General features: G+C 66.4%; 18 protein-coding genes. 9 read left to right on the top strand and 9 right to left on the bottom strand.

Annotation, left to right across the window (positions count from 1 at the left end; translation table 11 throughout):
* Positions 1–63: 63 nt before the first annotated feature.
* Complete coding sequence (locus JX552_RS23065; protein WP_205874170.1) at positions 64–2,346, top strand: arylsulfatase; 2,283 nt, start codon at positions 64–66, stop codon at positions 2,344–2,346.
* A 651-nt stretch (positions 2,347–2,997) separates the two neighbouring features.
* Positions 2,998–3,624 (top strand): NAD(P)-dependent oxidoreductase, encoded by a 627-nt coding sequence (locus JX552_RS23060; protein ID WP_205874169.1) that lies wholly within the window; start codon positions 2,998–3,000, stop codon positions 3,622–3,624.
* 134 nt (positions 3,625–3,758) lie between these two features.
* On the opposite strand, the gene JX552_RS23055 is transcribed toward JX552_RS23060, so the two are convergent.
* Positions 3,759–3,977: a PE family protein gene (locus JX552_RS23055; protein ID WP_205874168.1), complete on the bottom strand. Its 219-nt coding sequence runs from the start codon at positions 3,975–3,977 to the stop codon at positions 3,759–3,761.
* A gap of 479 nt (positions 3,978–4,456) precedes the next feature.
* Here JX552_RS23055 and JX552_RS23050 point away from each other — a divergent pair, with 479 nt between their 5' ends.
* Positions 4,457–6,514, top strand: a complete 2,058-nt coding sequence (locus JX552_RS23050) for an MDR family MFS transporter (RefSeq protein ID WP_205874167.1) — start codon at positions 4,457–4,459, stop codon at positions 6,512–6,514.
* Here the strand turns inward: JX552_RS23050 and JX552_RS23045 are convergent.
* The 5 genes from JX552_RS23045 to tap form a co-directional block, all read right to left on the bottom strand.
* On the bottom strand, positions 6,479–7,432 hold the full coding sequence (locus tag JX552_RS23045) for a sulfotransferase domain-containing protein (RefSeq protein WP_205874166.1): 954 nt from the start codon (positions 7,430–7,432) through the stop codon (positions 6,479–6,481). The two genes, JX552_RS23050 and JX552_RS23045, sit on opposite strands and share 36 nt — an antisense overlap.
* Before the next feature lie 70 nt (positions 7,433–7,502).
* The gene (locus JX552_RS23040) at positions 7,503–8,090 is read right to left on the bottom strand and encodes a TetR/AcrR family transcriptional regulator (protein ID WP_205874165.1); all 588 of its coding nucleotides are present in this window, start codon (positions 8,088–8,090) and stop codon (positions 7,503–7,505) included.
* On the bottom strand, positions 8,090–9,331 hold the full coding sequence (locus JX552_RS23035; RefSeq protein WP_205874164.1) for a cytochrome P450: 1,242 nt from the start codon (positions 9,329–9,331) through the stop codon (positions 8,090–8,092). The genes JX552_RS23040 and JX552_RS23035 overlap by 1 nt, the downstream gene beginning before the upstream one ends.
* Before the next feature lie 61 nt (positions 9,332–9,392).
* Positions 9,393–10,712: an FAD-binding oxidoreductase gene (locus JX552_RS23030; RefSeq protein ID WP_205878632.1), complete on the bottom strand. Its 1,320-nt coding sequence runs from the start codon at positions 10,710–10,712 to the stop codon at positions 9,393–9,395.
* A gap of 298 nt (positions 10,713–11,010) precedes the next feature.
* Complete coding sequence (tap, locus tag JX552_RS23025) at positions 11,011–12,255, bottom strand: multidrug efflux MFS transporter Tap (RefSeq protein ID WP_205874163.1); 1,245 nt, start codon at positions 12,253–12,255, stop codon at positions 11,011–11,013.
* Between the two features lie 74 nt (positions 12,256–12,329).
* Between tap and JX552_RS23020 the strand changes: the two genes are divergently transcribed.
* From JX552_RS23020 to JX552_RS23010, 3 genes are read left to right on the top strand one after another with little or no spacing between them, the layout of a single operon-like run.
* Positions 12,330–13,136 carry a uracil-DNA glycosylase gene (locus JX552_RS23020; RefSeq protein WP_241010688.1) on the top strand — a complete coding sequence of 269 codons (807 nt, stop codon included), beginning with the start codon at positions 12,330–12,332 and terminating at the stop codon, positions 13,134–13,136.
* A 2-nt stretch (positions 13,137–13,138) separates the two neighbouring features.
* A complete protein-coding gene (locus tag JX552_RS23015) occupies positions 13,139–14,257 on the top strand; it encodes an FAD-binding protein (RefSeq protein WP_205878631.1) in 1,119 nt (372 codons plus the stop codon).
* A 40-nt stretch (positions 14,258–14,297) separates the two neighbouring features.
* Complete coding sequence (locus JX552_RS23010) at positions 14,298–15,329, top strand: LLM class flavin-dependent oxidoreductase (RefSeq protein ID WP_205878630.1); 1,032 nt, start codon at positions 14,298–14,300, stop codon at positions 15,327–15,329.
* 54 nt (positions 15,330–15,383) lie between these two features.
* Here the strand turns inward: JX552_RS23010 and JX552_RS23005 are convergent, their stop codons facing one another.
* Together JX552_RS23005 and JX552_RS23000 are read right to left on the bottom strand one after the other, a co-directional pair.
* Positions 15,384–19,361, bottom strand: coding sequence for a diguanylate cyclase domain-containing protein (locus JX552_RS23005; protein ID WP_241011207.1), 3,978 nt, complete (start codon positions 19,359–19,361; stop codon positions 15,384–15,386).
* 139 nt (positions 19,362–19,500) lie between these two features.
* A complete protein-coding gene (locus JX552_RS23000; protein WP_205874161.1) occupies positions 19,501–19,929 on the bottom strand; it encodes an HIT family protein in 429 nt (142 codons plus the stop codon).
* Positions 19,930–20,086: 157 nt separating this feature from the next.
* On the opposite strand from JX552_RS23000, the gene JX552_RS22995 reads away from it, so the two are divergent.
* On the top strand, positions 20,087–21,475 hold the full coding sequence (locus JX552_RS22995; RefSeq protein ID WP_205874160.1) for an amidase: 1,389 nt from the start codon (positions 20,087–20,089) through the stop codon (positions 21,473–21,475).
* On the opposite strand, the gene JX552_RS22990 is transcribed toward JX552_RS22995, so the two are convergent.
* Positions 21,470–21,970, bottom strand: a complete 501-nt coding sequence (locus JX552_RS22990) for a DNA-deoxyinosine glycosylase (RefSeq protein WP_205874159.1) — start codon at positions 21,968–21,970, stop codon at positions 21,470–21,472. The two genes, JX552_RS22995 and JX552_RS22990, sit on opposite strands and share 6 nt — an antisense overlap.
* A 42-nt stretch (positions 21,971–22,012) precedes the next feature.
* On the opposite strand from JX552_RS22990, the gene JX552_RS22985 reads away from it, so the two are divergent.
* Complete coding sequence (locus tag JX552_RS22985; RefSeq protein WP_431195886.1) at positions 22,013–23,128, top strand: adenylate/guanylate cyclase domain-containing protein; 1,116 nt, start codon at positions 22,013–22,015, stop codon at positions 23,126–23,128.
* 349 nt (positions 23,129–23,477) lie between these two features.
* Positions 23,478–24,038, top strand: coding sequence for a hypothetical protein (locus JX552_RS22980; RefSeq protein ID WP_205874157.1), 561 nt, complete (start codon positions 23,478–23,480; stop codon positions 24,036–24,038).
* Positions 24,039–24,050 lie beyond the last annotated feature (12 nt).

Below are 24,050 nucleotides of genomic sequence, written 5' to 3'. Positions count from 1 at the left end.
GGGCGCGGCACCTTGTGGTATTCGAAACAGAACGAATTCGGCTACCCCTGAAAAGGCGTGCGCATGTCCCACCGAGACGCGATACACGATCGCACCACGCTGCCACTTCCTGACACACCGAGTGGCGGCAGGGCCGGTCCCACGATCGCCGAATCGGTGATGCCGACCATCGCGCCCATCCGACCCCCGCAGGGCGCCCCGAACGTGGTCATCGTGCTGCTCGACGACGTCGGGTTCGGGGCCACCGCGACCTTCGGCGGTCCAATTCCCTCGCCCACCGGCGATCTGTTGGCGCGAGAAGGTCTGCGCTACAATCGGTTTCATACCACGGCGTTGTGTTCACCGACGCGGGCGGCACTGCTCACCGGCAGGAACCACCATGCGGTCAACACCGGCAACATCACCGAGTGGGCCACCGGTTACGACGGCTACAACAGCATCATCCCGAAATCGGCCGCCACCATTGCCGAGACGCTACGGCTCAACGGATACAGCACCGCGGCGTTCGGCAAATGGCACAACACCCCGGTGTGGGAGGTCAGCCCGGCCGGCCCGTTCGATCGGTGGCCCACCGGAATGGGCTTCGAGGAGTTCTACGGGTTCATGGGTGGGGAAGCGCACCAATATAATCCGGGCCTTTACCACGGCACCACACCAATCGAACGTCCCGAGGGTGTCGAGAACTACCACCTGACGACCGACCTCGCCGATCGGATGATCGAGTGGGTGCGTCGCGGGCGAGCCGTTGCGCCGGACCGGCCCTTTTTCGCCTACTGGGCTCCCGGGGCTACCCACGCCCCGCATCAGGTCTCACCCGAGTGGAGCGAGCCCTTTCGGGGCCGCTTCGACGCGGGCTGGGACACCCTTCGCGAGCAGATCTTCACCCGCCAGAAACAGCTGGGCGTGATCCCCGCGGACACCGAGTTGACGGCGCGGCACGACTCCATTCCCGCGTGGAACTCCATCTCCCCCGATAGGCAGCGCATCGCAGCCAGGCTGATGGAGGTCTACGCGGGATTCCTGGCCCACACCGACCACGAAATCGGGCGGATGGTCCAGGCTCTCAAAGACATGTCGGAGTGGGACAACACCTTGTTCATCTACATCATCGGCGACAACGGGGCCGCCCCGGCCGGGGGAATCGACGGTGTCTTCAACGAAATGGTGGCACTGAACGGACTGCAGGAGGACGTCGCGGTGGTGCTGTCGAAAATGGACGAATTCGGCGGGCCGAAGGCCAACAACGAATACCCAGTCGGATTCGCATGGTCGATGTGCACACCGTTCCAATTCACCAAGCAGTTCGCCAGCCACTTCGGGGGCACTCGTAACCCGATGATCGTGACCTGGCCCCGTCGGATCGCCGACCGGGGAGGGCTGCGTTGCCAGTTTCACCATGTCATCGACATCGCCCCCACGGTCCTGGAAGCCGCGGGTGTCCCGCAACCGACGGACGTCCACGGTATAGCCCAAAAGCCCTATGACGGAATCAGTCTGGCGTACACCTTCGACGATGCCGAGGCCGAGGGTCGTCGTCGCACTCAGTATTTCGAGATCCAGGGAACCCGCGGTATCTATCACGAGGAATGGATGGCGTGCACCTACCACGCCAAGATTCAGTGGCGCAAAGGCGCGCTGCCGGCGTTCTCCGATGACCGCTGGGAGCTGTACGACCTGCGCAGCGACTACAGTCAGGCCACCGACCTCGCTGCCGAGCGTCCAGACAAGCTCGCCGAACTGCAGGCCCTGTTTGACGCCGAAGCCGCCGCCTGCAATGTGTTCCCGCTCGATGACCGCGGACCCATCCGTGCGATGGGCGCGCGCCCCACGATTCTGGGCGAGCGGTCCTCGATTTCCTTCGGACAGGGGGCAATCCGGATGCCCGAGGACATCATCCGCAGCGCGTTCAACCGGTCGTATTCGATCACCGCGTCAATCGACACCCCTGGCGGTGCGGCGGTATCGGGGGTCCTGTTGGCAGCTGGCGGCTACTTCGCGGGGATGTCGCTGTACGTGCTCAACGGGCTGCCCGCATTCACATACAACTACTTCGGCTCGGAGTACACCACCGTCACCGCGACGAAGGTGTTGCCCGCCGGAGCGGCGACGGTTGCGATCGAATTCGATTACGACGGTGGCGGTCTGGGCAAAGGTGGGCTGGCTAGATTGCTGGTGGACGGCCGCCAGGTCGGTGCGTCACGGATCGAGCGCACTGTGCCATTCGGCTTCAGCGCCGACGAAGGGGTCGACGTCGGCATGGACGGTGGAACCCCGGCGGCCGACACCTATGACGGCACGTTTGCCTTCAACGGCACCATCGACGAGGTGACGATCCGGCTGCGATGATCCTTGCAGGTGGATCGCATCGAGCGCTCGCTACGTCGTTATCAGGCGGGAATCGGCACTGGCGACCGCAGGTCGGACCGCTCATGGGACGGCCGTGACCGGTTGTCACATCAGCCACCACCCCCTTCCTCAAGGCCACTCCGCACCAACGATTTTGCGTTATCGATTACGGTCTCAAGCGAGCCGCGTCGCGGATCCCATCATTCGACAGCCAATTCAATGCTCCCCGGGTTAGCCTTCGCGGCGAGGGCCGTGGTCCTGGGCTTTGAACGCGCGTTCTGATCGCGTAGGCCAATCCGACGGCGCGAAAAGCTCTGCGCGAATCGGTTTGGGCGGCAGCGGAAGCGGCCAGTGCGTCGGCCAGCTGCTCGTAACCAACCGCAGCGACAGCCGCCAGAAAGCCTGCCGCGGTGCTGAAGTGGCGCGCCGGCGCGGCATGGCTAACCCCCACCATCATGGCGGCCACTCGGATTTGCACCGTCTCCGGGCCGCCCTCATCCAGTAGTTGCAGACCGGCCTCTACCAGTGCCGCCCGCAGGTTTGCGTGGTGATAAGTCCTGATATCCACGCCTCTCCTCAATGTTGACGTTGACAACATTAGCGGCTATCTTGATGTTGTCGGAGTCAACATGAGGTCGGAGTTTTGTTGCAATGAGAGTCACCTTGCTTGGCGCCACGGGATTGACCGGCACCCTGTTGCTTCCCATGCTCGAACGCGAACACACTGTCACAGTGCTGGCACGCGACGTAGAGCGTGTCGGAACACGTTGCGCGACAACACGTGTCATCGGCGGTGATGCTACCGACCAGATGGCGGTCACCGATGCGGTGGGTGCTGCCGATGCCGTTATCACGCTGGTCGCGCCGCGCCGTGACGGCGATGTCGGCACGGTGCGCTCCGATGCAACGAAGGTGCTGTTGTCGGCGGTCGCCGACGTGGCAACCGACGCACATCTGATCGTGGTGTCAGCCCTGGGCGGCGCAGCAAGCGCGGGACGACTGTCCTGGTTCGGCCGGTTGGTCTATACCAGAGCCGTTGGCCGAGAACGACTGACTGAAGTGGACAGACAAGAAGAGCTGATCGCAGGTTGCGAGCTCCGAATCACTGTAGTGCGGCCACCGCGGCTTGATGACGAATCAGCCTCCACTCCAATCGAAGTCGCCGGTCGGGTCGGGTCGAGGCAAACGTTGCACCGATCAGACCTGGCTCACTATCTCTGCGCCGAGGTAGCCCGTCGTCCCACAGCCACCCGCTGGGTGACCCTGGTGTCGGAATGAGCTGCAAAGACAATCCCTGGCCCGGCACCGCTGTCGATGCGAACGTAACGGGGTGGCAACTTAGGTGTTGCTGCGGACATCACCGGTCACCAGCCGGAACGATCCGATCGTTAACGACGGCTCACCGCCCGTGCTCAGGCGGCCGATCGGTGCGGAACACCAGCCGGAATCTGCCGATCTGCGCCGAATAGCGTCGCGATTGTTGCCGTCGAAACCTCGTGGGCGCCGGCGGCGAGCACGTTGGTGGTGGCGCCCGCTGCAGCCACGTCGGCCGCGACGATGCCGGAGCCGATTTTCGCGACACCGGTAGCGGTTGCCGACAGCAGTTGCGGCGTAATCGACAGGAATGACATGGCGCGCCTCCCACTTTGTGCGACGCCGTCACACCGACAGTCGTCACTGTGGATTTGTCGAGAACATACATCATCGCGAAGCCGGTAAACATCCATAGCCGGCATAACTACGGCCGCGGACAGCGGATCGGAATCGGGTCCGTATACAACGGCATAACGCCGGGGAAAATCAGAGCGACCAGATGTCGGGATGCCGATTCGGGTCAGCCTTCTCGGTGAGCGTCGAGGTCCTGGGGATGGACGGAGTCCGATTCATGAGCGGGGCGCAGGTGCTTACCATGCCGGTGAACAAGATGGCCGAGACCGTCTCACCATGAGCGAGGGATGATCCGGCTGCGATCATCCGGCTTTTATTAGTGCCTGCAATGTTGAGCTCGAATACAATTCCGAATTCGACTATCTGTAGACGCAGCGGAACTTTCCCGACAAACTCGACGTAATCCCGAGTTTTGGGGCCAAATATCGACGGGAACGGAACCATGACGAACCCGACCGCTGCTATCGGTGATCGATCCCCCAGCAACACAGTCAGTTCCGTCCGGAGCCGGGTAATTTTCGCTGCGCTTGCGCTTGGCGTGGTAGTCGCGGCGATGGACCAGGCCATGGTGGTGCCCGCGTTACCGACGATCGTGGCAGATCTGGGCGACGCCGGACAGCAGTCGTGGGCGGTCACCGCGTATCTGCTCGGCGGCATCGTCGTCGTCCCGGCAGCCGGCAAGCTCGGCGACCTGCTGGGCCGCAAACGGGTGCTGGGCAGTGCGGCCATGATTTTTCTGACCGGCTCGGTGTTGTGCGCGTGCTCCCAAACGATGGCCATGTTGGCTGGTTCCCGCATGGTGCAGGGCGTCGGCGCGGGTGCCATCGCCGTGACGTCCGCCGCACTGGTCGGTGAAGTGTTTCCGCTGCGCAGCCGCGGCACCTTTCAGGGAGCCCTCGGGGCGATATTCGGGGTCGGCACGGTGGCTGGCCCGTTCCTGGGTGGCCTGTGCGCCGACTACCTGAACTGGCGCTGGGCGTTCTGGGTCAATGTGCCCACTTCCCTCACGGTTCTCGCGGTGGCCGCCGCAGCCATCCCCGCGCTGCCCCGACGGCCCAGACCGGCCATCGACTACGTCGGAATACTTGTGATCGGCTTCGCCGCCACGGCTTTGATCATGGCCACGAGTTGGGGCGGCACCACCTACGCCTGGGGTTCGCTGCCGATCATGGCGCTGTTCGCTGCCGCCGGTCTAGCGCTGGTGCTTTTCGTCTGGGTGGAAAGTCGTGCGGCTGCGGGCATTTTGCCGCCCCGACTATTCCGCAGCCCGGTCTTCTCGGTGTGTGCGGTGCTGTCATTGTTGGTGGGATTCGCGATGCTGGGCGCGTTGACCTTCGTGCCGATGTATCTGCGCTACGTCGATGGTGTCTCGGCGACCACCTCCGGCCTGCGCACGCTGCCCATGGTGGTCGGTTTGTTGACCACATCGTTGGCCGTCGGCATTCTGGTTGGTCGGACCGGCCGGTACAAAATCTTCCCGCTGGCGGGCACGGCGCTGATGGCCGTCGGCTTCCTGCTGCTGGCCCGGATGGACGAGTCGACGCCCTGGGCGGTGCAGTCGTTCTACCTCGTGATCCTCGGCGCGGGCATCGGTTTCGCCATGCAGGTCCTCATCCTCATCGTGCAGAACACGTCGTGTTTTCAAGACCTTGGGGTCGCCACTTCGGGAGTGACCTTCTTCCGTCTGGTCGGTGGGGCATTCGGCGCCGCCATCTTCGGCGCGCTGTTCGCCAACTTCCTGGGCGGGCGAGTGGGTTCGGTCCTGACGGCCAACGGCATGTCTGCCGAGGTCATGCATTCGCCGGCAGCCATGCACCATCTCCCGCAGCATCTCGCGTCGCTGATGGTCGGGGCGTACGCCCGCTCGTTGTCGCAAGTGTTCCTGTGCGCGGCATTCGTCGCGTTGACCGGCTTCGTTTTCGCGCTCTTCCTGCATGAGGCTCCCCTCACCGGGGTTCACGACAGCCCCACCTGCCTGGGAGACGGTTTCGCTGTGCCGAGAGTCAAGACGCCAGCGGACGTCCTGGAGATCGCGGTCGCAAACCTGCTGTCCGAGACGCCGCAGGTGCACCTGGAAGACCTTGCTTCCCAACCTGATTGTGAACTCGACGTCGCGGGGCTGTGGGGGGTACTGCGGGTCTACCAGGACGAACGATCCGGGGAGACCGCGCGGCTCATCGACATCGCCCGTCGGTTCCACTTACCTCATCAAGTCTTCGAACCTGTCTTCGACCGTCTGGTGCAACTCGGTTACGTGTCGCGCGCCGGCGGCGAGCTTTCGCTGACCGCCGAGGGGCTACGTCAGGTCGACTCCGTGTCTGCTCTGATCCGGCGCTGGGTTGTCGACAACCTCACACTGCCAGCCGGCTTCGCCGATGAGGGCGACGAAGAGTTCGACGCTGCCCTGCAGCGGATAGCGGATGACGTTCTAGTCCAACGGGATTGGTATCACGACTGCGACGAGCTAGCGGAGGCCGCCGACCTCGCAGCCGTCCGATAACTCGCCCCTTTCGAGCCAGTGCGCGCACTGGCTGCCCAATTTCTGCACGGCGACCTGGTCGAAGCGCGCAACCTGTTCCGACGTGAGCTCGCTGCGGTAATCACGCGTGGGCCCCTTGTGGAAGAAGGCTTGGGCGCTCGACATGTGTGCCCCGTTGAACGGAGCCATCTTGTCCGCGTGGCCGCGCATGTAGTCGAACGAGCAATGCTCGGCAATGACACCGATGTCCAACGATGCCGGGTCGATGCCGATGAATGCGGCGAGTCGGGTGATCTGGCCCGGGAGATCATCAGTGAGCTGCCGGTAGTGCAGCAGTAGGACATTCGGCTCGCCGCGCAATTCCCACCACGACCGCACCAGGTCGAACAGGTCGCCGCAGCCGCTGCCGCCGGTATCGAGCCACAGATCGAAGAATGCCTGCAAGTTCTCGGGAACCACCAATGGTGTCGATTCGCCCGACCACTTCGCGTAGGTCTGGTTGATCGTCGACATCGTCGATTCGGAGTAGTTGGTAAGCATGTTGTGGAAGCTGATTCCCGAGTCCTTGCCGTTTCTCCCGACGAACACGTACCGAGCCTCTGCGGCGATCGGCAGCGCGTCCGCGGGTAGATGGGATTTGATGACCCGCCTGCCCCCAAGCTCGCGCTGGCGCGCGAGCACGTCGAGCATCTCAGCGTGATCGCCCCAGCTGGAATCCAGCCACGGCGAGGTATCCGAGAGGCTACCGCCGTTCTCAGCCCCATTGCGCAGGATCTGCTGGACTATTCGCTGGGTCCACGTCGTCCCGGACTTGACGGGGGTGACGATGACGATGTCGCCGTTGACGAAGCCACCTTGAACCAGAAAATCCCTCCACACCAACGAATTGCACAAGTAGTCCCGGAAGACTCTGGTCGGAGCGATCAACGGTTTCGTCATCACAAACCCTGCCTCTGTCGTACCCGTCCCGAAACACGTACGCCTGCTGCGCGCAGTTTACGACGCAGGATCAATTGCGGGTAGAGACCGGTGCCACGACCGGGACCAGAAACTCGTCGATCATCGCCCGCTCGTCGTCCGCGTCGCCGCCGGGGAACATCAGCATCGAGACGATCACCCGCACCGCCCACCGCGCGCGGCGTTCGATGGCGCCGTCCACGTCACCTGGCGGCGGGCCCAGGGAGGCGAGGAATCCCGATGCCAGTGCGGTGATCACCTCCGACTGTCCGGCCATTTCGCCACCGATCGGCAATCGGGTGGACCCGAACCATGCTGCCAACGCTGGGTTTTCGCGAACCATTCGCAAGGTGGCCGTGATGCCGGCGACCAGCCGCTCCCTCGGCTCCTTGATGCGTTCGATCAAAGCGAGGATCTCACGTCCCAGTCGATGGGTCTCGCGATGGACGTAGGCAATGCGCAACGACTCCCGGCTGTCGAAATACCGGTACAGGGTCGCGCGGGAACAGCCCGCGGCCCTGGCTATTTCATTCATGCCGACGGACGCCGGGTCGTGTTCGGTGAAGAGTTGCTCGGCGGCGTCGAGGATCCGGTCCGCGGCGACCTCGTTGCGTCGATCGCCTAGCCAGTCACCCGCCATCAGGTCCGGACCCGAATCGGAACCGAGAGCGGACGCCGGACGTAGTGGCCGCCGGACCACTCGATGTTGGCCGCATCGACCTCGAAACCCGGGCAGCGGCTGAGCAATTCGCCCAGTGCGACCCGCGATTGCATCCGCGCCGCCGCCGACCCGAGGCAGTGGTGTGCGCCGTGGCTGAAGGTCAAGATGTTGCGTGGCCGGCGCGTGACGTCGAGTTCGGCGGCGTTGTCGCCGTATTGGCGCTCGTCGCGATTAGCCGACCCGTAGAGCAGCAGCACCCGGCGACCGGCCGGAATGGTGGTGTTCTCGATCGTGACGTCGCGGGTGACGGTGCGGGCCAGGCCCTGCACCGGCGAGGTGAGCCGCAGCAGTTCCTCGACAGCATCGGGGATCAGGTCCGGATCCTCGACCAGAAGCCGACGCTGGTCGGGCCGTTCGTGCAGCAACGGCATTGAGCCGCCGAGCATGCCGGTGACGGTGTCGTTGCCTCCGGTGACCATGGTGAACGTGAAGCCCAGGATGGCCAGGATGCCGGAGATGTCTCCATCGGCGCCGACCCCGGCGGCGACCAGGTGCGAAATCGTGTCGTCCTCGGGTTGGACCCGGCGTCGTTCGATCAGCGCCGTGAAGTAGGACATCATGGTCCCCACCGCCTCGCCGACGGTTTCCAGCGCGCCGGCTATCCCGCCCTCGGCGGTGTTGGCCGCGACGATGGCCTGGGTCCAGCCGTCGAACTGAGCCCAATCCTTTTCCGGCACACCGAGATAATGCGCAACGACCATCGACGGCAGGGGCTTGAACAATTCGGCGACGATGTCGCCTTCGCCGCGCGCCCGGATGCTTTCGATGCGCTCGACGACGAACTCGCGCACCCTGGGTTCGACGGCCTCGACCTGGCGCGGCGTGAACCCGCGGGACACCAGCTTGCGGAACTGGGTGTGCACCGGCGGATCCTGCATCACCATCGGTGGGTTGTCCCGCAGCCCGATCATGTCCAGGTCGCCATAGTTGACGGTCAGGCCCTCTGCCGAGGAGAACGTCTGGTGGTCGCGGGCGGCCGCCCAGACGTCGGCGTGTCGTGACAACACGTAGTAGTCGTGGTCGGGATGCCCCGCCGGCACGACGTGATGCACCGGGTCGCGGTCGCGCAGCGCCCGGTACATCGGCCAGGGGTTCGACCAGGTTTCGGCCGTGGCGAGCACGAACGTAGCCGGCGCGGCGTGAGACACAACTGCAGTCATGTCTTATTGGTACGACACACTCGCTAGTCTGTCAATCGCCCCGGCGGGCCAAGGTCCGCAATTAGATACCCGACCCAGGGTTGAGAATCCCGTCCGGGTCGAGGGCCGCCTTGATGCGCCGGTTCAGGTCCATGACCTCGGGTCCCAGATAGTCGGCCAGCCACGGCCGCTTCAGTCGGCCGACACCGTGTTCGCCGGTGATCGTCCCGCCCAGTCTGACTGCCAGATCCATGATCTCCCCGTAGGCGACCTGCGCCCGGTCGGCCATCGCCGCATCCTCCGGGTCGAACACCAGCAGTGGGTGGGTGTTGCCGTCTCCGGCGTGGGCGATGACCGAGATCATCAGGTCCCGCTGGTCGGCGATCCGGGCGATCCCGGTGACCAGTGCGCCCAGCGCCGGGAGCGGCACCCCGACGTCTTCGAGCAACAGCGATCCCTTGGCCTCCACCGCCGGAATGCAGAACCGGCGGGCGGCGACGAACGCCTCGCCCTCGTCCGGATCGTCGGTCGAAAACACTTCGGTCGCACCATGTTCGGCGAATACCGCGGCCATCACCTCGGCGTCCTCGGTGCCGGCGCGTCCGCGTTCGTCCGACCCGGCCACTAGCATGGCCGCCGCGGAACGGTCCAGGTCCATCCGTAACGTGTCCTCGACGGCGTTGATGGCCACCTGGTCCATGAACTCGAGCATCGACGGGCGAAGCCGCGCGCTGACTCCGAGCACCGCGTCGACTGCCGACCCCACCGAGGCGAAGCTGGCCACCACAATGCTCGACGCGTTCTGCGCGGGCAACAGCCGCAGCGTCACCTCCGTGACGATGCCGAGCGTTCCTTCGCTGCCGACGAACAGCTTGGTCAGCGAAAGTCCCGCAACGTCTTTCAGCCGGGGACCGCCCAACCGGACGGCCGTGCCGTCGGCCAGCACCACTTGCATGCCCAGCACGTAGTCGGTGGTGACTCCGTACTTGACGCAGCACAGGCCACCGGCGTTGGTAGCGATGTTGCCGCCGATGCTGCAGATCTCGTAGGACGACGGATCGGGCGGGTACCACAGCCCGTGATCGGCGGCCGCCTTCTTCACCTCGGCGTTGAACAGCCCCGGCTGGCACACCGCGGTACGGGTCACCGGGTCGATGGTGATGTCGCGCATCTTCTCGGTGGACAGCACGATTCCGTCGTCGACCGCCGTGGCTCCGCCGGACAGGCCGCTGCCCGCCCCGCGGGTCACCACTGGCACCTTGTGCGCGGCGGCCCAGCGCAGCACTGTCTGCACCTCTTTGGTCTGCCGCGGGCGGACCACGGCCAGCGGCTTGCCTGCCGACGGGTCCAGCGCTCGGTCCTGCCGGTAGCCCTCGGTGACGGCGGGATCGGTGACCACCATACCTTCGGGCAGTTCGGCGATCAGGCTGGCCAGCACGTCCACCGGATCGATCCTACGTATGGCCAGGGGAGCCGGACAGCCGGTCCGGAGCGGACGGTGTCAGGCGTCGACGCCGGGGGATTCAGGACTTCCGCCAGGTCCCGCCGCTGGTACCGGCGCCTGCAACGCCAGCATGCCCCGGCGACGGCGCCACGGCCACCGAAATTACTCGGCGGAACACATCCAGAATTAGCGGTTTACACCTCCGGCTGCCGCTACCGACGCCCGGACCGCAGGGGCACTGCGTCGCCCACCGGTCCTAGTTGGGTTCGGCGGCGAACTGCGGCGCGCGGTCAAGTTCCCGCAACGACGGCAGCCGGATGCAGAACACCCCGGTGACCACGATCGGCAGCGCCAGTGCGAGGAACGCCACCTGCAACCCGGCGGCATCGGTCAACGGACCCGCCAACACCAGCCCCAGCGGGCCCGCCGCGTAGGCCAGCGACGTCATGACTCCGAGCGCCCGTCCCCTCAGATGTGCCGGCGCCCTGGTCTGCAAAATATAGGCGTAGATCGGCTGAATCGGACCGTAGACCAGCCCCACCAACCCCACCAGCGCCAAGATCACCGGCAGCGGCGGCAACAACGCGATGACCGCCGCCGTCACACCAAGTGTCAGCACTGCGGTCAACATGATGATGCGGCGCGACAACCGCTTCACCAGCCCCACGTAGCCCAGCGCACCGACCAATCCACCGAGCGATAGCGCCATCAGCACCGAGCCCAGCGCACCCGGTTGGTGGCGATCGCTGAAGTACTTGGGAAACAGCACGCTCTCCATCGGCAGGTACAGCGCGGTGACGGTGAGGTCGATCAACGCCAGCGTGCGCAGCACCCGCAGGCTCCACACGAATCGCAGGCCTTCGGAGATCCCCGACCACAGACCGTCAGGGCGGGAGGCGTGCATTGGCTTACCGGCGCCGTCCAGACGCAGCAGGGCGATCGCCACGATGGACAGCGCGAAGGCTCCCGCGGTGATCCACATCGTGTTGACGCCGCCGAGCGTTGCGATCATCAGTCCGCCGATTCCCGGTCCGACCATGAAAGCCAGGTTCAGGATCGCCTCGTAGCCGCTGTTGACCCGGTCCAGCGACCAACCCGCCCGGGCGGCGGCCTCGGGCAGCATCGATTGGCGGGCGGTGATCCCGGCCGGGTCGAAGGCGGCCGCACACGCACCCAGCGCCGCCAGCACCGCCACGTTGACCGCCTCGGTGCCGTACGCCCAGGCGATGACGGGAACCGCGGCCACGGCGGCCCCCGAGAGGGCGTCGGAGACCATCGACACCCGGCGACGACCGAAGTAATCAACGGCGGTGCCGGCTAGCAGCGTGGAGAACAACAGCGGCAGTGTGGTCGCCCCCGCCACGATCGACGCCTGCCCCGCGCTGCCCTGGCGCTGCAGCACCAGCCAGGGGAAAGCGACGATCGAGATGCCGTCGCCCGCACACGCCATCAACGTGGCGAACAGCAGCAGGAATGCCGGGCGGCGGCTTTTTTCGGTCATGGGATATCGCGGCTGAATCTAGCGCCATAGGCGTCGCCGGGACCACTGAATTTCTCCGGCGGCAGGATGTAGACGTGCTCAACCATCCCAACACCGGCCGGGCCTTCGCGTCGCCGGTGCCGCCCGGCGCCGGATGGCCGGGTGACCCGGCGACGTCGCGCACCCCGGTGGCCGCCGACGCTGCCGGCGTCGCGGCGCTGGCTGACGCGTCCGGATCGGTCGCCGAACTCGACGCCGCGATCAGCATGTGCCGGGCCTGCCCCCGGCTGGTCACCTGGCGCGAGGACGTCGCCCTGGCCAAACGGCGAGCCTTCGCCGACCAGCCGTACTGGGGCCGTCCGGTGCCGGGCTGGGGGGCGAAGCGGCCGCGGCTGCTGATCGTCGGCCTGGCGCCCGCCGCGCACGGCGCCAATCGGACGGGCCGGATGTTCACCGGCGACCGTTCCGGCGACCAGCTGTACGCGGCCCTGTACCGGGCCGGAATGGTCAATCAGCCCACCAGCGTCGACGCCGCGGACGGGTTGCGTGCCAAGGAGATTCGCATCGTGGCGCCGGTGCGCTGCGCGCCACCGGCCAATGCCCCGACCCCGGCCGAACGGGACACCTGTGCGCCGTGGCTGGACGCCGAATGGCGGTTGGTCGCCCCGCATGTCAGGGTGGTGGTCGCACTCGGCGGGTTTGCCTGGCAGATCGCCTTGCGCCTCAACGGCGGGGCGGGTAAGCCGAAGTTCGGCCACGGCGTCGTCGCCGAGTTGCCCGCCGGGGTGCGACTGCTGGGCTGCTACCACCCGAGCCAACAGAACATGTTCACGGGTAGGTTGACTCCGGCAATGCTTGATGAGGTGTTCGAGGACGCGAAGAAGCTGGCAGGAATCAGGTAATGGTGGAATCGGTGCTGGTGTCCGGCGCCAGTGTGGCCGGGCTCACCGCGGCCTACTGGCTGCAGCGCAATGGCTATGCGGTCACCGTGGTGGAGCGTTATCCCGGGCTGCGTCCCGGGGGTCAGGCGATCGACGTTCGCGGTCCGGCCCTCGAGGTGCTCGACCGGATGGGCCTGCGCGCCGCGGCACAGGACTGCAAGACCAACATCCAGGGATCCTCGGTCGTCGACCGGGACGGCAACGTGCTTTCCGAAGACACCGAATCGACGCCGACCGGCGGGCCGATCAACAACCCGGACATCGAGTTGTTGCGCGACGACCTGGTCGGATTGCTCTATGACGAAACGAAATTGAAGACCGAGTTCCTGTTCGACGACAGCATCGACACCCTGGAGAACCTCGGTCCCGCGGTCAACGTCACCTTCGAGAACTCCGACCCACGCAGCTTCGACCTGGTGATCGGCGCCGACGGCCTGCACTCCAACGTGCGCCGGCTGGTTTTCGGCCCCGAAGAACGATTCATCAAGCGGCTCGGCACCTTTGCGGCGATCTTCACCGTGCCGAATTTTCTGGACCTGGACTACTGGCAGAAGTGGCACTACGGCGACTCCAGCATGGCCGGGGTCTACAGTGCGCGCCGCAACTCCGAAGCGCGGGCGATGTTGGGGTTTATGGACCCGGAGCTGCGAATCGACTACCGCGACACCGAAGCTCAGTTCGCCGAGCTGGAGCGGCGGATGGCCGACGACGGCTGGGTGCGACCGCAGCTGCTGGAGCTCATGCGCACGGCGCCGGACTTCTACTTCGACGAGATGTCCCAGATTGTGATGGACCACTGGTCAATTGGGCGGGTTGCGCTCGTCGGTGACGCCGCTTACTGCGCCTCGCCGCTGTCCGGGCAGGGCACCAGCCTTGCATTGCTGGGCGCAACCGTCCTGGCCGGCGAACTCAAACTGGCCCGCATCGATCACGGGCTCGGATTCGCCAACTATTTCAAGCGCTTCCACGCCTACACCGAGCGCACCCAGTTCCTGGCCAGCGACAGCATCCCCGGTGGTGCGCCCATTTCCCAGGAGCAGTTCGACCTCATCGTGAATTCGTTCACGCTGCTGAACTACTGACTCGGGGAACATCTGCCCACCCGGATGCGTTGTGCCCACCGTGCGCCTTTCCGTCCTTGACCTGGTTCCGGTGCGCAGCGACCAGTCCACCGGCGACGCGCTTGCGGCCACCGTGTCGCTGGCGCAGACGGCCGACCGGCTGGGCTGCACGCGCTACTGGGTGGCCGAGCACCACAACATGCCCTCGGTGGGCGCCACCAGCCCGCCGGTCCTGATCGCCTACCTGGCCGCGCAAACCCACCAGCTACGCCTCGGCTCGGGAGGGGTGATGCTGCCCAACCACGCGCCGTTGGCCGTGGCCGAGCAGTTCGCCCTGCTGGAGGCCGCCGCGCCGGGTCGCATCGACCTCGGCATCGGCCGTGCCCCCGGCTCCGATCCGGTCACGTCCTACGCGCTGCGCGGCGGCCGCGACGACCGCGATATCGGGAATTTCCCTGAGTACCTCGACGATGTGGTCGCGCTGATGAGTCCCCGCGGCGTCCGGGTGCCGCTGCGTTCGGGGGACTACACGCTCAAGGCGACCCCGGCGGCCGCCAGCGAGCCGCGACTGTGGCTACTGGGTTCATCGATGTACTCGGCGCGCCTGGCCGCCGCCAAAGGGCTGCCCTACGTGTTCGCCCACCATTTCTCCGGGCAGGGGACCGAGGAAGCGTTGCAGTACTACCGCGACCATTTCCGGCCCAGCGACGTTACGCCCCAGCCGGTCACGTTCTTGACGGTCAACGCGTCAGTAGCCGAAACCCGGGACGAGGCAATGGAATTGATACTGCCCAATCTCCAGATCATGGCCCGGCTGCGTACCGGCCAGCCGCTGGGCCCGGTGCACCTGGTCGAAGCGGCGCGGCAGGCCACCCTCACCCCGCAACAGCAGCACATCGTGGACAGCGGGCTGGCGCGGGCGGTCGTCGGCGCGCCCGCCGAGGCCGCCGATCAGGTACGGGCGCTGGCTGAACGCTTCGGTGTCGACGAGGTGATGGTGCACCCGGTGGCCTCGGCTCGTCGTGGCACCGATCCCCGGACCGCACCGGCCCGGGTGGCCACGCTGGAACTGCTGGCCAAGGAGCTCTACTAGAGATGGTGGCGACCCGCGGCGCCCGGCCACGTGCCGCGCTTGCGATCGCCACGTCTAGTCGGTAACCCCGGCCTGCTCAGGTTCGCTCGCCACCTCATCAGGGGCATGGTCGGCGATCCACCGCAGCAGATCACCGGCCGGCATCGGCGGACTGTGCACAAACCCTTGAGTGATGGTGCATCCGTACTGCCGCAGCGCGCGCAGGGTCGCCTCGTCTTCGACGCCCTCGGCTATCAGGTCCGCGCCGAGGCTTGCGGCCAGGGCCACCGTGGAGCGCACGATCGCCACCGAGCGCGGGTCCTGGGCAAGACGCGCCACGAACACCCGGTCGAGTTTCAGCTCGTCGACCGAGACGTCCTGCAGGCGGGCCAGCGACGACCATCCGGTTCCGTAGTCGTCGAGGGAGATTCGCACCCCGAGGCGCTGCAGCGCGGCCACGGTGCTGCGCGAGCGTGCGGAGTCTACGAGGGTGCTTTCGGTGATCTCGATGATGAGTTCGTCGGCGGGCAAACCATGGGTCGTCAGCAGTTGTTCGATGGTGCCGACGAGGTCGAGGTCCAGCAGGTTCGTCGTGGACAGGTTGACGGCCACCGTCAGCGCCATGCCCTGCTCGCGCCAGCACCGAGCCTGTTCGAGAGCGAGGTTGACGGTGCGGTTGGCCACCTTGCGCATCAGACCGGCACGCTCGGCGGCCGGCAGGAACTCCTCCGGCAACAGCAGCCCGCGGTTGGGGTGGTGCCAGCGCAATAACGCCTCCACGCTGTGCACGCTGCCGTCGCTCGCGTTGACCTTGGGCTGGTAGTGGCACGTCAGCTGTTCGTTACCGTCGGCCAGCGCCGCACGTAGCTCCTCGACGAGGTTGGGGTCGTTGTCGCGATACAACTCGTATGCCGCGTCGTACACCGCGATCTTGCCCTTGGCGGATTTGGCGTGCGGCAGAGCGATTTCGGCGCGATTGAGCAGTTCCTGGGGATGATCGCAATGATCGGGGAACAGGGCGATGGCGATGAAGGCGTCCACCTGCACGGTCATCGGATCCAGCGTGAACGGCTCGTTCAGCGCTTCCAGCAGCCGGCCCGCCTGCGCGCGCGCGGAGATCAGATCGGCGCCCTCGGCAAGCAGAATCGCGAACTCGTCGTTGCCCGCACGGGCAAGCATGTCTTCGCGACGCACGTTCAGGCTCAGCCGATTGGCGATCTGACACAGCAGGTCGTCGCCGAAGCGGTGTCCCACCGTGTCGGAGATCTCGTCGAACTCGTGCAATTGCAGTAACAGCAGCGCCCGGCGGGCCGGCCCCCTGGTGCTCAACGCGGGGCCGACAGCCGGCGGCAGGGCGAGTGGTACGGCAGTCAGTGTGGTTGCCAGGGAGCGCCGGTTGGGCAGTGTGGTCAGCTGATCGGTCATGGCCTGTTTGTGCTTTTCGGCCATGATGCTCACTTCCCGGAAGGTCACCGAGAATCGAGCCGCCACGGCGATCAGGCTCAGCGCGGCCAGCACCGACGCGGCGCGCGACTCGTTGCTCGAGGCGGTGACCGCCAGCGCGACGATGGTGCTGGCAACCGGAGCTACGTAGGAGCCCAGCGAGCGTCTGGGTGACGGCGGCGCCGACGACCACGCCGTCCAGCCGGCGACCGCGATCAGTAGGTACGACGCCGGCCAGAAGGCGTCCAGCATTGTGCCGACCCGGTACGACCCGGCCGAAGTCTCGAACAGGTACGCGGTGTCGGCGGCCGCGAACAGAACGAACCCGATAACGAGCAGGCCCCAACGGAATTCGTGGCGCCAGCCCAGGATCGGCAGCATGCCGGCGGCCAGCGCCAACAGGACCAGGTCGAGCCACGGATAGATCAGGCCCACCAGCACCGTGGCCGGCGCCTTCGTCGCGGCCGTGTGGATGGGTCCGGCTGTCAGAGCGGCAGCCACTGAGGCCATCACCAACCCGCACACCACGCAGTCCAGCCGGACGGGGACGGGTACCCGCTTGAGGCGGGCCCGCATCAGCAGCAGCAACCCTAGGTAGACGAACGGATAGAAACTCAGGTAAGCCGCGTCGGCAATCGACGGCGACTGACCGTTCGGAACCCACTTTGCGTACACGACGTCGCCGAGGGCCGACACGGCCGTCCCGGTGGCGATCAGCATCCACGCCGCCCGGTCGGCCTTGACACGGTACGCCCGATACCCGATCAGTGCGGCCGCAAAGAAATTCAGCACCGGGTAAAAGACGTTGGCGAAGAACGGGGTGTGGTCGGCGTGCGGATCGGGCAGGCACGACGACGCGAAGACCAGCACGCCGATCGTTAGCGCGCCGAGGCTGATCCGTATGGCCATCGGGGGCCACCGAACGCTGTGGGATACGTCCTGGATCTCGTCCGTCGGCGATTTAGCTACGGCGGCAAGCGGTTTGATCGTACGCGCCAGCACGGAGGCGTTGGCGGTGCTGGCGCTTCGGTAGAGACGAGCGCCGTCAAATCCGTTCTCCAGGCTGCTCTTGAGGGCCAGCATCGACTCGTTGTTGAGTTCGGGCAGCGCATAGGGCAACGGCAGATCCGGCACGAAGCTGCGGATACATTGCCCGCCTTCGCGTTTGGCGGCATACATGGCAAGGTCGGAGTGGCGCAGCAGTTCATCGACGGTGTGATTGGAATCTGGGGCGGCCACCGTGAAACCGATGCTGGGCCGGACCGCCAACGGAACACCGTCGACGACGATCGCGGCATTGAACGATTCCAGAACGCGCTCGGCTGCCGCGTGCGATTCCTCGACCGGACCTTCGATGAGTACCGCGAATTCGTCGCCACCGAGCCGCGCGACGGTGCCCTGATCGCCCAGTGTGGTGCTGAGCCGGCCGGCGACCCGGACCAGCAGTTCGTCACCCGCCGGATGGCCGAGTGCGTCGTTGACCGACTTGAAGTTGTCGAGGTCGAGGCACATGACGGCGATCGGCTCGGAGTCTTCCCGACGCTGGGCGAGAGCCCGCTCCAACTTGTGCAGGAAGTTGGCGCGGTTGGCCAGGCCGGTCAAACTGTCCCGGAAAGCCTCTTCGGCCACTTCGGTCAACAGGCCCTGGTTTTCGACCAGCACCACGAACTGGCGCGCCAGCACCGCGGCGACCAGAATGCCCAACCCCACCACCAACGGCCCGTGCCGCATGAAGCGCACCGCGTGCCCCAACCCGAGGGCGGCGGCCAGCAACAACGGCAGGTAGGGCAGCCACAGCCGGGTGTGGGACGTGATTTCCGGACTCATGTTCACTACCGTCGGCTCCTGGACGCTGACCAGACCGGCCAGCGCCATCAGGCCCAGCCCGGCCACCCGGCTCACATCGACCAGGTCACCGGTGTGGTAGCTGCCGATCCCGGTCTGGAACAGCACCAGCATGTCGGCGAGCATGATCGTCGCTACACCACTGGCGAACAGGTTGACGCTGCGCCTCCTACCGGGACGATTTCTCGACAACAGCAGAATTGCGCTCGTCATGAGGACGACGTCGGCGCTGACATGCGCCACCGTCACCAGCCGGGAGCTGCTGTCGGTCTTCAGCAGCTTGTCGAGTACGAACACCCAGGAGGCCACCCACAGCGACATCGATACGATGACGCCGTCCAGCACCAGCCGCCAGAGGTTGTGACCACCGGGCGGATTGGACAGCAACAGCATCGCGGCGAAGACCCCGAGCGGATACAGCAGCAGCACAATCTCCGCGTCGGCGGGGTGACTGGCGTGTTCGAACTCGGAGCGCACGTCGTACACCGACCAGATGATCTCCCCGGCGGCCCAACCGGCCAGTGCCACCACCAACGCCGCCCAGCCGAACCGGCGGCGTCCGAGCGAGTGCCGCGCCGCCCGGCAGGCGCAGGTGGCAGAAAACGTCAGACAGAGCACGGTCACCACTTGCACGGCCGGACGGGTGGCGTAGGGGCCTTGCCAACCCCAGACCGAGGACGCGATGACCAGCGCCGCAGCCAGGCTGTAACCGCCGACGACGGCACCGGTGACCCGGACGGTCAGTCCAGTGAACGGGCACCGCATCCCCGCCCAGCGCTTCATTCGTGGCTCCAGCTCGCACATGCATTCTCCGCAGGCGAAGGACCTAGGAGCTTCACCGCACGCCCAAACAGGATAAACCGCTGCCGGCGCTGCCGGCGCGGGTCTGACGCCTCGGTCGCGGCTAACCGCTCGTGTCGATGCGGGCCAGCGCGTCACGCAGGATCCGCGCTGTGCCCTCGCGGTCGGGATCCCGGCGCACCAGCATGCCCTTGGCCACCGAGAGTTTGTCGCCGTCGCGCCGCGGCAGCACGTGCAGGTGAATATGGAAAACGGTCTGAAAGGCGGCGCGGCCGTCGTTGATGCCGATGTTGGTCGCGTCGGCCAGGTCGGTCGACTTGGCCGCCCGGGCGACGCGCTGGCCGAGGGCGATCATGCCGGCCAGCGTCTGCGGCGGGGTGTCGTCGAGGTCGACGGTGTGGTTCTTGGGAATCACCAAAGTGTGGCCGCGGGTGAAGGGCCGGATGTCGAGGATCGCCAGATAGCTGTCGTCTTCGTGGATCCGGATGGCCGGGGCTTCGCCGGCTGCGATCGCGCAGAATACGCAGGACATCTCGCCACGGTACTTGGCTCGCGCTTGGTCGCCGAACGTGCAACCGTGGCGAGAATTCGGCCGATTGTTGGCCGTCAGTTCACGTTCGGCGCGTGCTGCCGACGCGCGTCACCGCCATGAGCGCCCCCGGCAGACATCAGCGAGATACGCTGCGGCGGTGGACCCTCGCGATCTCGCGTTCGCCGGTGTGGCCGAACTGGCGCGACTGCTCGCCGACGGTGTCATCGACGCCCCGGTGCTCCTCGAGCTCTATCTGGAACGGATCGAGAAGCTCGACAGCGAGCTGCGCTGCTACCGGGTGGTGCGCTATGACGGGGCGCGCGCGGAAGCCGAGACCGCCCAGCAACGGCTCGACGCCGGCGAGCGGCGGCCACTGCTGGGTGTGCCGATAGCGATCAAGGACGATGTCGACGTCGCCGGAGAGGTGACCACGTACGGCAGCGGCGGACACGGACCGGCCGTCACCGATGACGCCGAGGTGGTGCGCCGGCTACGCGCGGCGGGCGCGGTGATCATCGGCAAGACCTCGGTGCCGGAGCTGATGATCATGCCATTCACCGAGTCGCTGACCTTCGGCGTGACCCGCAATCCCTGGAATCCCCGACGCACACCCGGCGGCAGTAGTGGCGGCAGCGCTGCCGCGGTCGCGGCGGGCCTGGCGCCGTTGGCCCTGGGCTCCGACGGCGGCGGCTCGATCCGGATCCCGGCCACCTGGTGCGGGGTGTTCGGGCTGAAACCACAGCGTGACCGGATCTCGTTGGAACCGCACGACGACGCATGGCAGGGTCTGAGCGTCAACGGGCCGATCACACGTTCGGTACTCGACGCGGCGTTGCTTCTCGACGCGACGAATACCGTGCCCGGCCCCGAAGGCGAGTTCGCCGCCGCTGCCGCACGCCCGCCCGGTCAGCTGCGAATTGCGTTGAGCACCAAGGTACCTACCCCCATGCCCGTGCGGGTCGGCAAGGCACAGGTGACCGCGGTCGAGCAGGCCGGGGCGTTGCTGCGCGATCTCGGACATGAGGTGATCGAGCGCGACCCGGTATACCCGGCCTCGCTGTATGCGAACTACCTGCCCCGGTTTCTGCGGGGCATCAGCGACGACGCGGACGCCATGGCCCACCCGGAGCGACTAGAAAGGCGCACCCGCTCCATCGCCCGTCTCGGTTCGTTCTTCTCCGATCGAACGATGGCCGCGTTGCGAACCGCCGAAACCGGTTTGAGCACCCGGATTCAATCGATCTTCGACGACGTCGACGTGGTCATCACCCCGGGCACCGCGGCCGGACCGTCCCGCATCGGCGCCTACCAACGGCGGGGTGGTGTGTCCACGTTACTGCTTGTGGCTCAACGCGTCCCGTATCAGCAGATCTGGAATCTGACCGGCCAGCCCGCAGCCGTGGTGCCGTGGGATTTCGATGACGACGGGCTGCCCATGTCAGTGCAACTGGTCGGCCGTCCGTACGACGAGGCGACGTTGCTGTCGTTGTCCGCGCAGATCGAAGCCGCCCGGCCGTGGGCACACCGGCGGCCGCCGGCGTCATGAGCCAGCCTCGGTCAGCACGGCCCAGGCGGTCAGTTTCGCCGCCCGCGGGATCGCATGTGCCGGACTGGTCGAGGGCAGGCGGCGAGACGTCACCGGTGCCGGGTGCCGGCTCAGCCGTTCGAACAGACCGGCCGCCGCCGCGCCGTTGAAGTACACCCGGGCGATCCCCGGGTAGGTGTCGAACAACCAGTCGAAGTCGTTGACCACCAGGGTCTTCGGGTCGATCGCGGCGTCCGCGCTGCCGGCTCGGCGGCAGCTGCGCAACACATCCCACAGCGCCACCCGCTGCGCTTGCAGTGCCGCCAGCCGTTCGGAATATGTTGCAGTACAGTCGAACCCGAACAGTTCCGCGGCGATCGACCAGAAGGCATTGCGCGGATTGGCGTAGTACCGGCCGTCGAGAAGCGAGCGGACACTGGGGAAGGAGCCCAGGATCAACACCTGGGCCCGGCCGTCGATCACCGGTGGGAGCCCGTCGAGCAGCGGTTCGGCCATCACCTCACATCATGGCGCAGCCCGGGCTCTAACGTGGACGACGTGGCCGATCACGCGGACGCCCCGGATCTCGACGACCTGCTCGACGGACTCGCAGGCCAAGCGCGCGCTGAGCGCGCTGACCTGGTCCGCTGGTTGCTCGAACAGGGCATCAGCGCCGAGGAGATCGCGACGACCAATCCGCCGCTGTTGCTGGCGTCCCGCCGCCTCATCGGCGACGACGGCACCTACGTTTCGGCGCGGGAGATCAGCGAGACGTACGGCATCGACCTGGACCTGCTGCAGCGGGTGCAGCGCGCCATCGGATTGGCCCGGGTGGACGATCCGGACGCGGTCGTGCACATGCGGGCCGACGGCGAGGCGGCCGCGTTCGCCCAGCGCTTCGTCGACCTGGGGCTCAACCCCGATCAGGTGGTGGGTGTGGTGCGCGTGCTCGCCGAAGGCCTGTCCCATGCGGCCGAAGTCATGCGGTTCACCGCCCTGGCCGCGATCATCCGACCGGGTGCCTCCGAAGTGCAGATCGCGCAGGGATCCCAGGTGCTGATCGGCCGGATCGCGCCGTTACTCGGCCCGATGATCCACCAGATGCTGTTCCTGCAGTTGCGCCACATGATGGAGACCGAAGCCGTCAACGCCGCCGAGCGCGCGGCCGGCAAGCCACTGCCGGGAGCCCGATCGGTCGCGGTCGCCTTCGCCGATCTCGTGGGGTTCACCAAGTTGGGCGAGGTGGTCTCGGCCGAGGAGCTGAGTCTGCTCGCGGGGCGACTGGCCGACCTGGCCCGCGACCTGACCGTTCCGCCGGTGCGGTTCATCAAGACGATCGGTGACGCGGTGATGTTGGTCTGCCCCGAGCCGGCTCCGTTGCTGGACACGGTCCTCAAGCTGGTCGACACGGTGGACAACGACAACGACTTTCCCAGGCTGCGGGCCGGTGTCGCCAAGGGCATGGCGGTGAGCCGGGCCGGTGACTGGTTCGGCAGTCCGGTCAACGCGGCCAGTCGGGTCACCGGGGTCGCGCGCCCGGGCACCGTGCTGGCGACCGATGCGGTCTGCGAGGCCATCGGCGAGGATGCCGGGTTCCAGTGGTCTTTCGCGGGCGCCCGACGGCTCAAAGGCATCAAGAGTGAAGTCAAACTCTTCCGGGTCCGCCGCCCCTGACAAGCGTGAGCGCGCTCTAGGCGCTCATTTGGGGAGTTGTTGCGTTCTCCGGCAAAGCGGGCGGCGTCTCAACTCGGCGGGAAGGCCCGGGACGCATGGGCAGGCCCGGCGTGACTCGCGGGGGCGTTGTCGACTCGACTACTGCGGGTCTTACGCGGCCGTTTTTCACCCTTCTTCCGGCGCTTGATATTCGGTCACTTCCGGGCCTGCTTCGCTCCTAAAAATACAACTGCCAGTGACCGATGGCAACGGTTTCCGGCAGTCCGGAGCAAGTGCTCGCCGCAGGGAGCAAGTTTCGCCGGGAGCGAAACTTACACCGATACGAATGTAACGGTGTAATCATGTAATCATGAAACTTCATCATCATCACGGGCGCCGCCACGGGCGCCCCGGCGGCTGGCAGCAGGCCGAGCAACCCGATGCCAGCGGCGCGCCCGAGTGGTTCGCCGGCCGCCTTCCCGAAGCATGGTTCGACGGCGACCCGACGGTCATCGTCGATCGCGAGGAAATCACCGTCGTCGGCACGCTGCCAACGGACGCCGACGAGAGCTCTGCTCGTGCCGAGGGGCGGGTCTCGCGCTTCCGCGAAGAGACCCGGCCGGAGCGGATGGCCATCGCCGAAGAGGCGCAGGACCGCTACGGTCGCAAGGTCTCCTGGGGCGTCGAGGTGAACGGCGAGCGGATCTTGTTCACCCACATCGCCGTGCCGGTCATGACACGCCTCAAGCAACCGGAACGTCAGGTACTCGACACGTTGGTCGACGCGGGCATCGCACGATCGCGCGCCGACGCGCTGGCCTGGTCGGTCAAGCTGGTCGGCGAGCACACGCAGGAGTGGCTGGCCAAGCTGCGCGACGCCATGTCGGCAGTCGACGACCTGCGCGCCGAGGGACCCGACCTGTCCGGGTAAGCCCGGTCGGAC

Source organism: Mycobacterium gordonae (assembly GCF_017086405.1).
GTDB lineage: Bacteria > Actinomycetota > Actinomycetes > Mycobacteriales > Mycobacteriaceae > Mycobacterium > Mycobacterium gordonae_D.
This window is presented reverse-complemented; position numbering and strand designations above follow the sequence as displayed.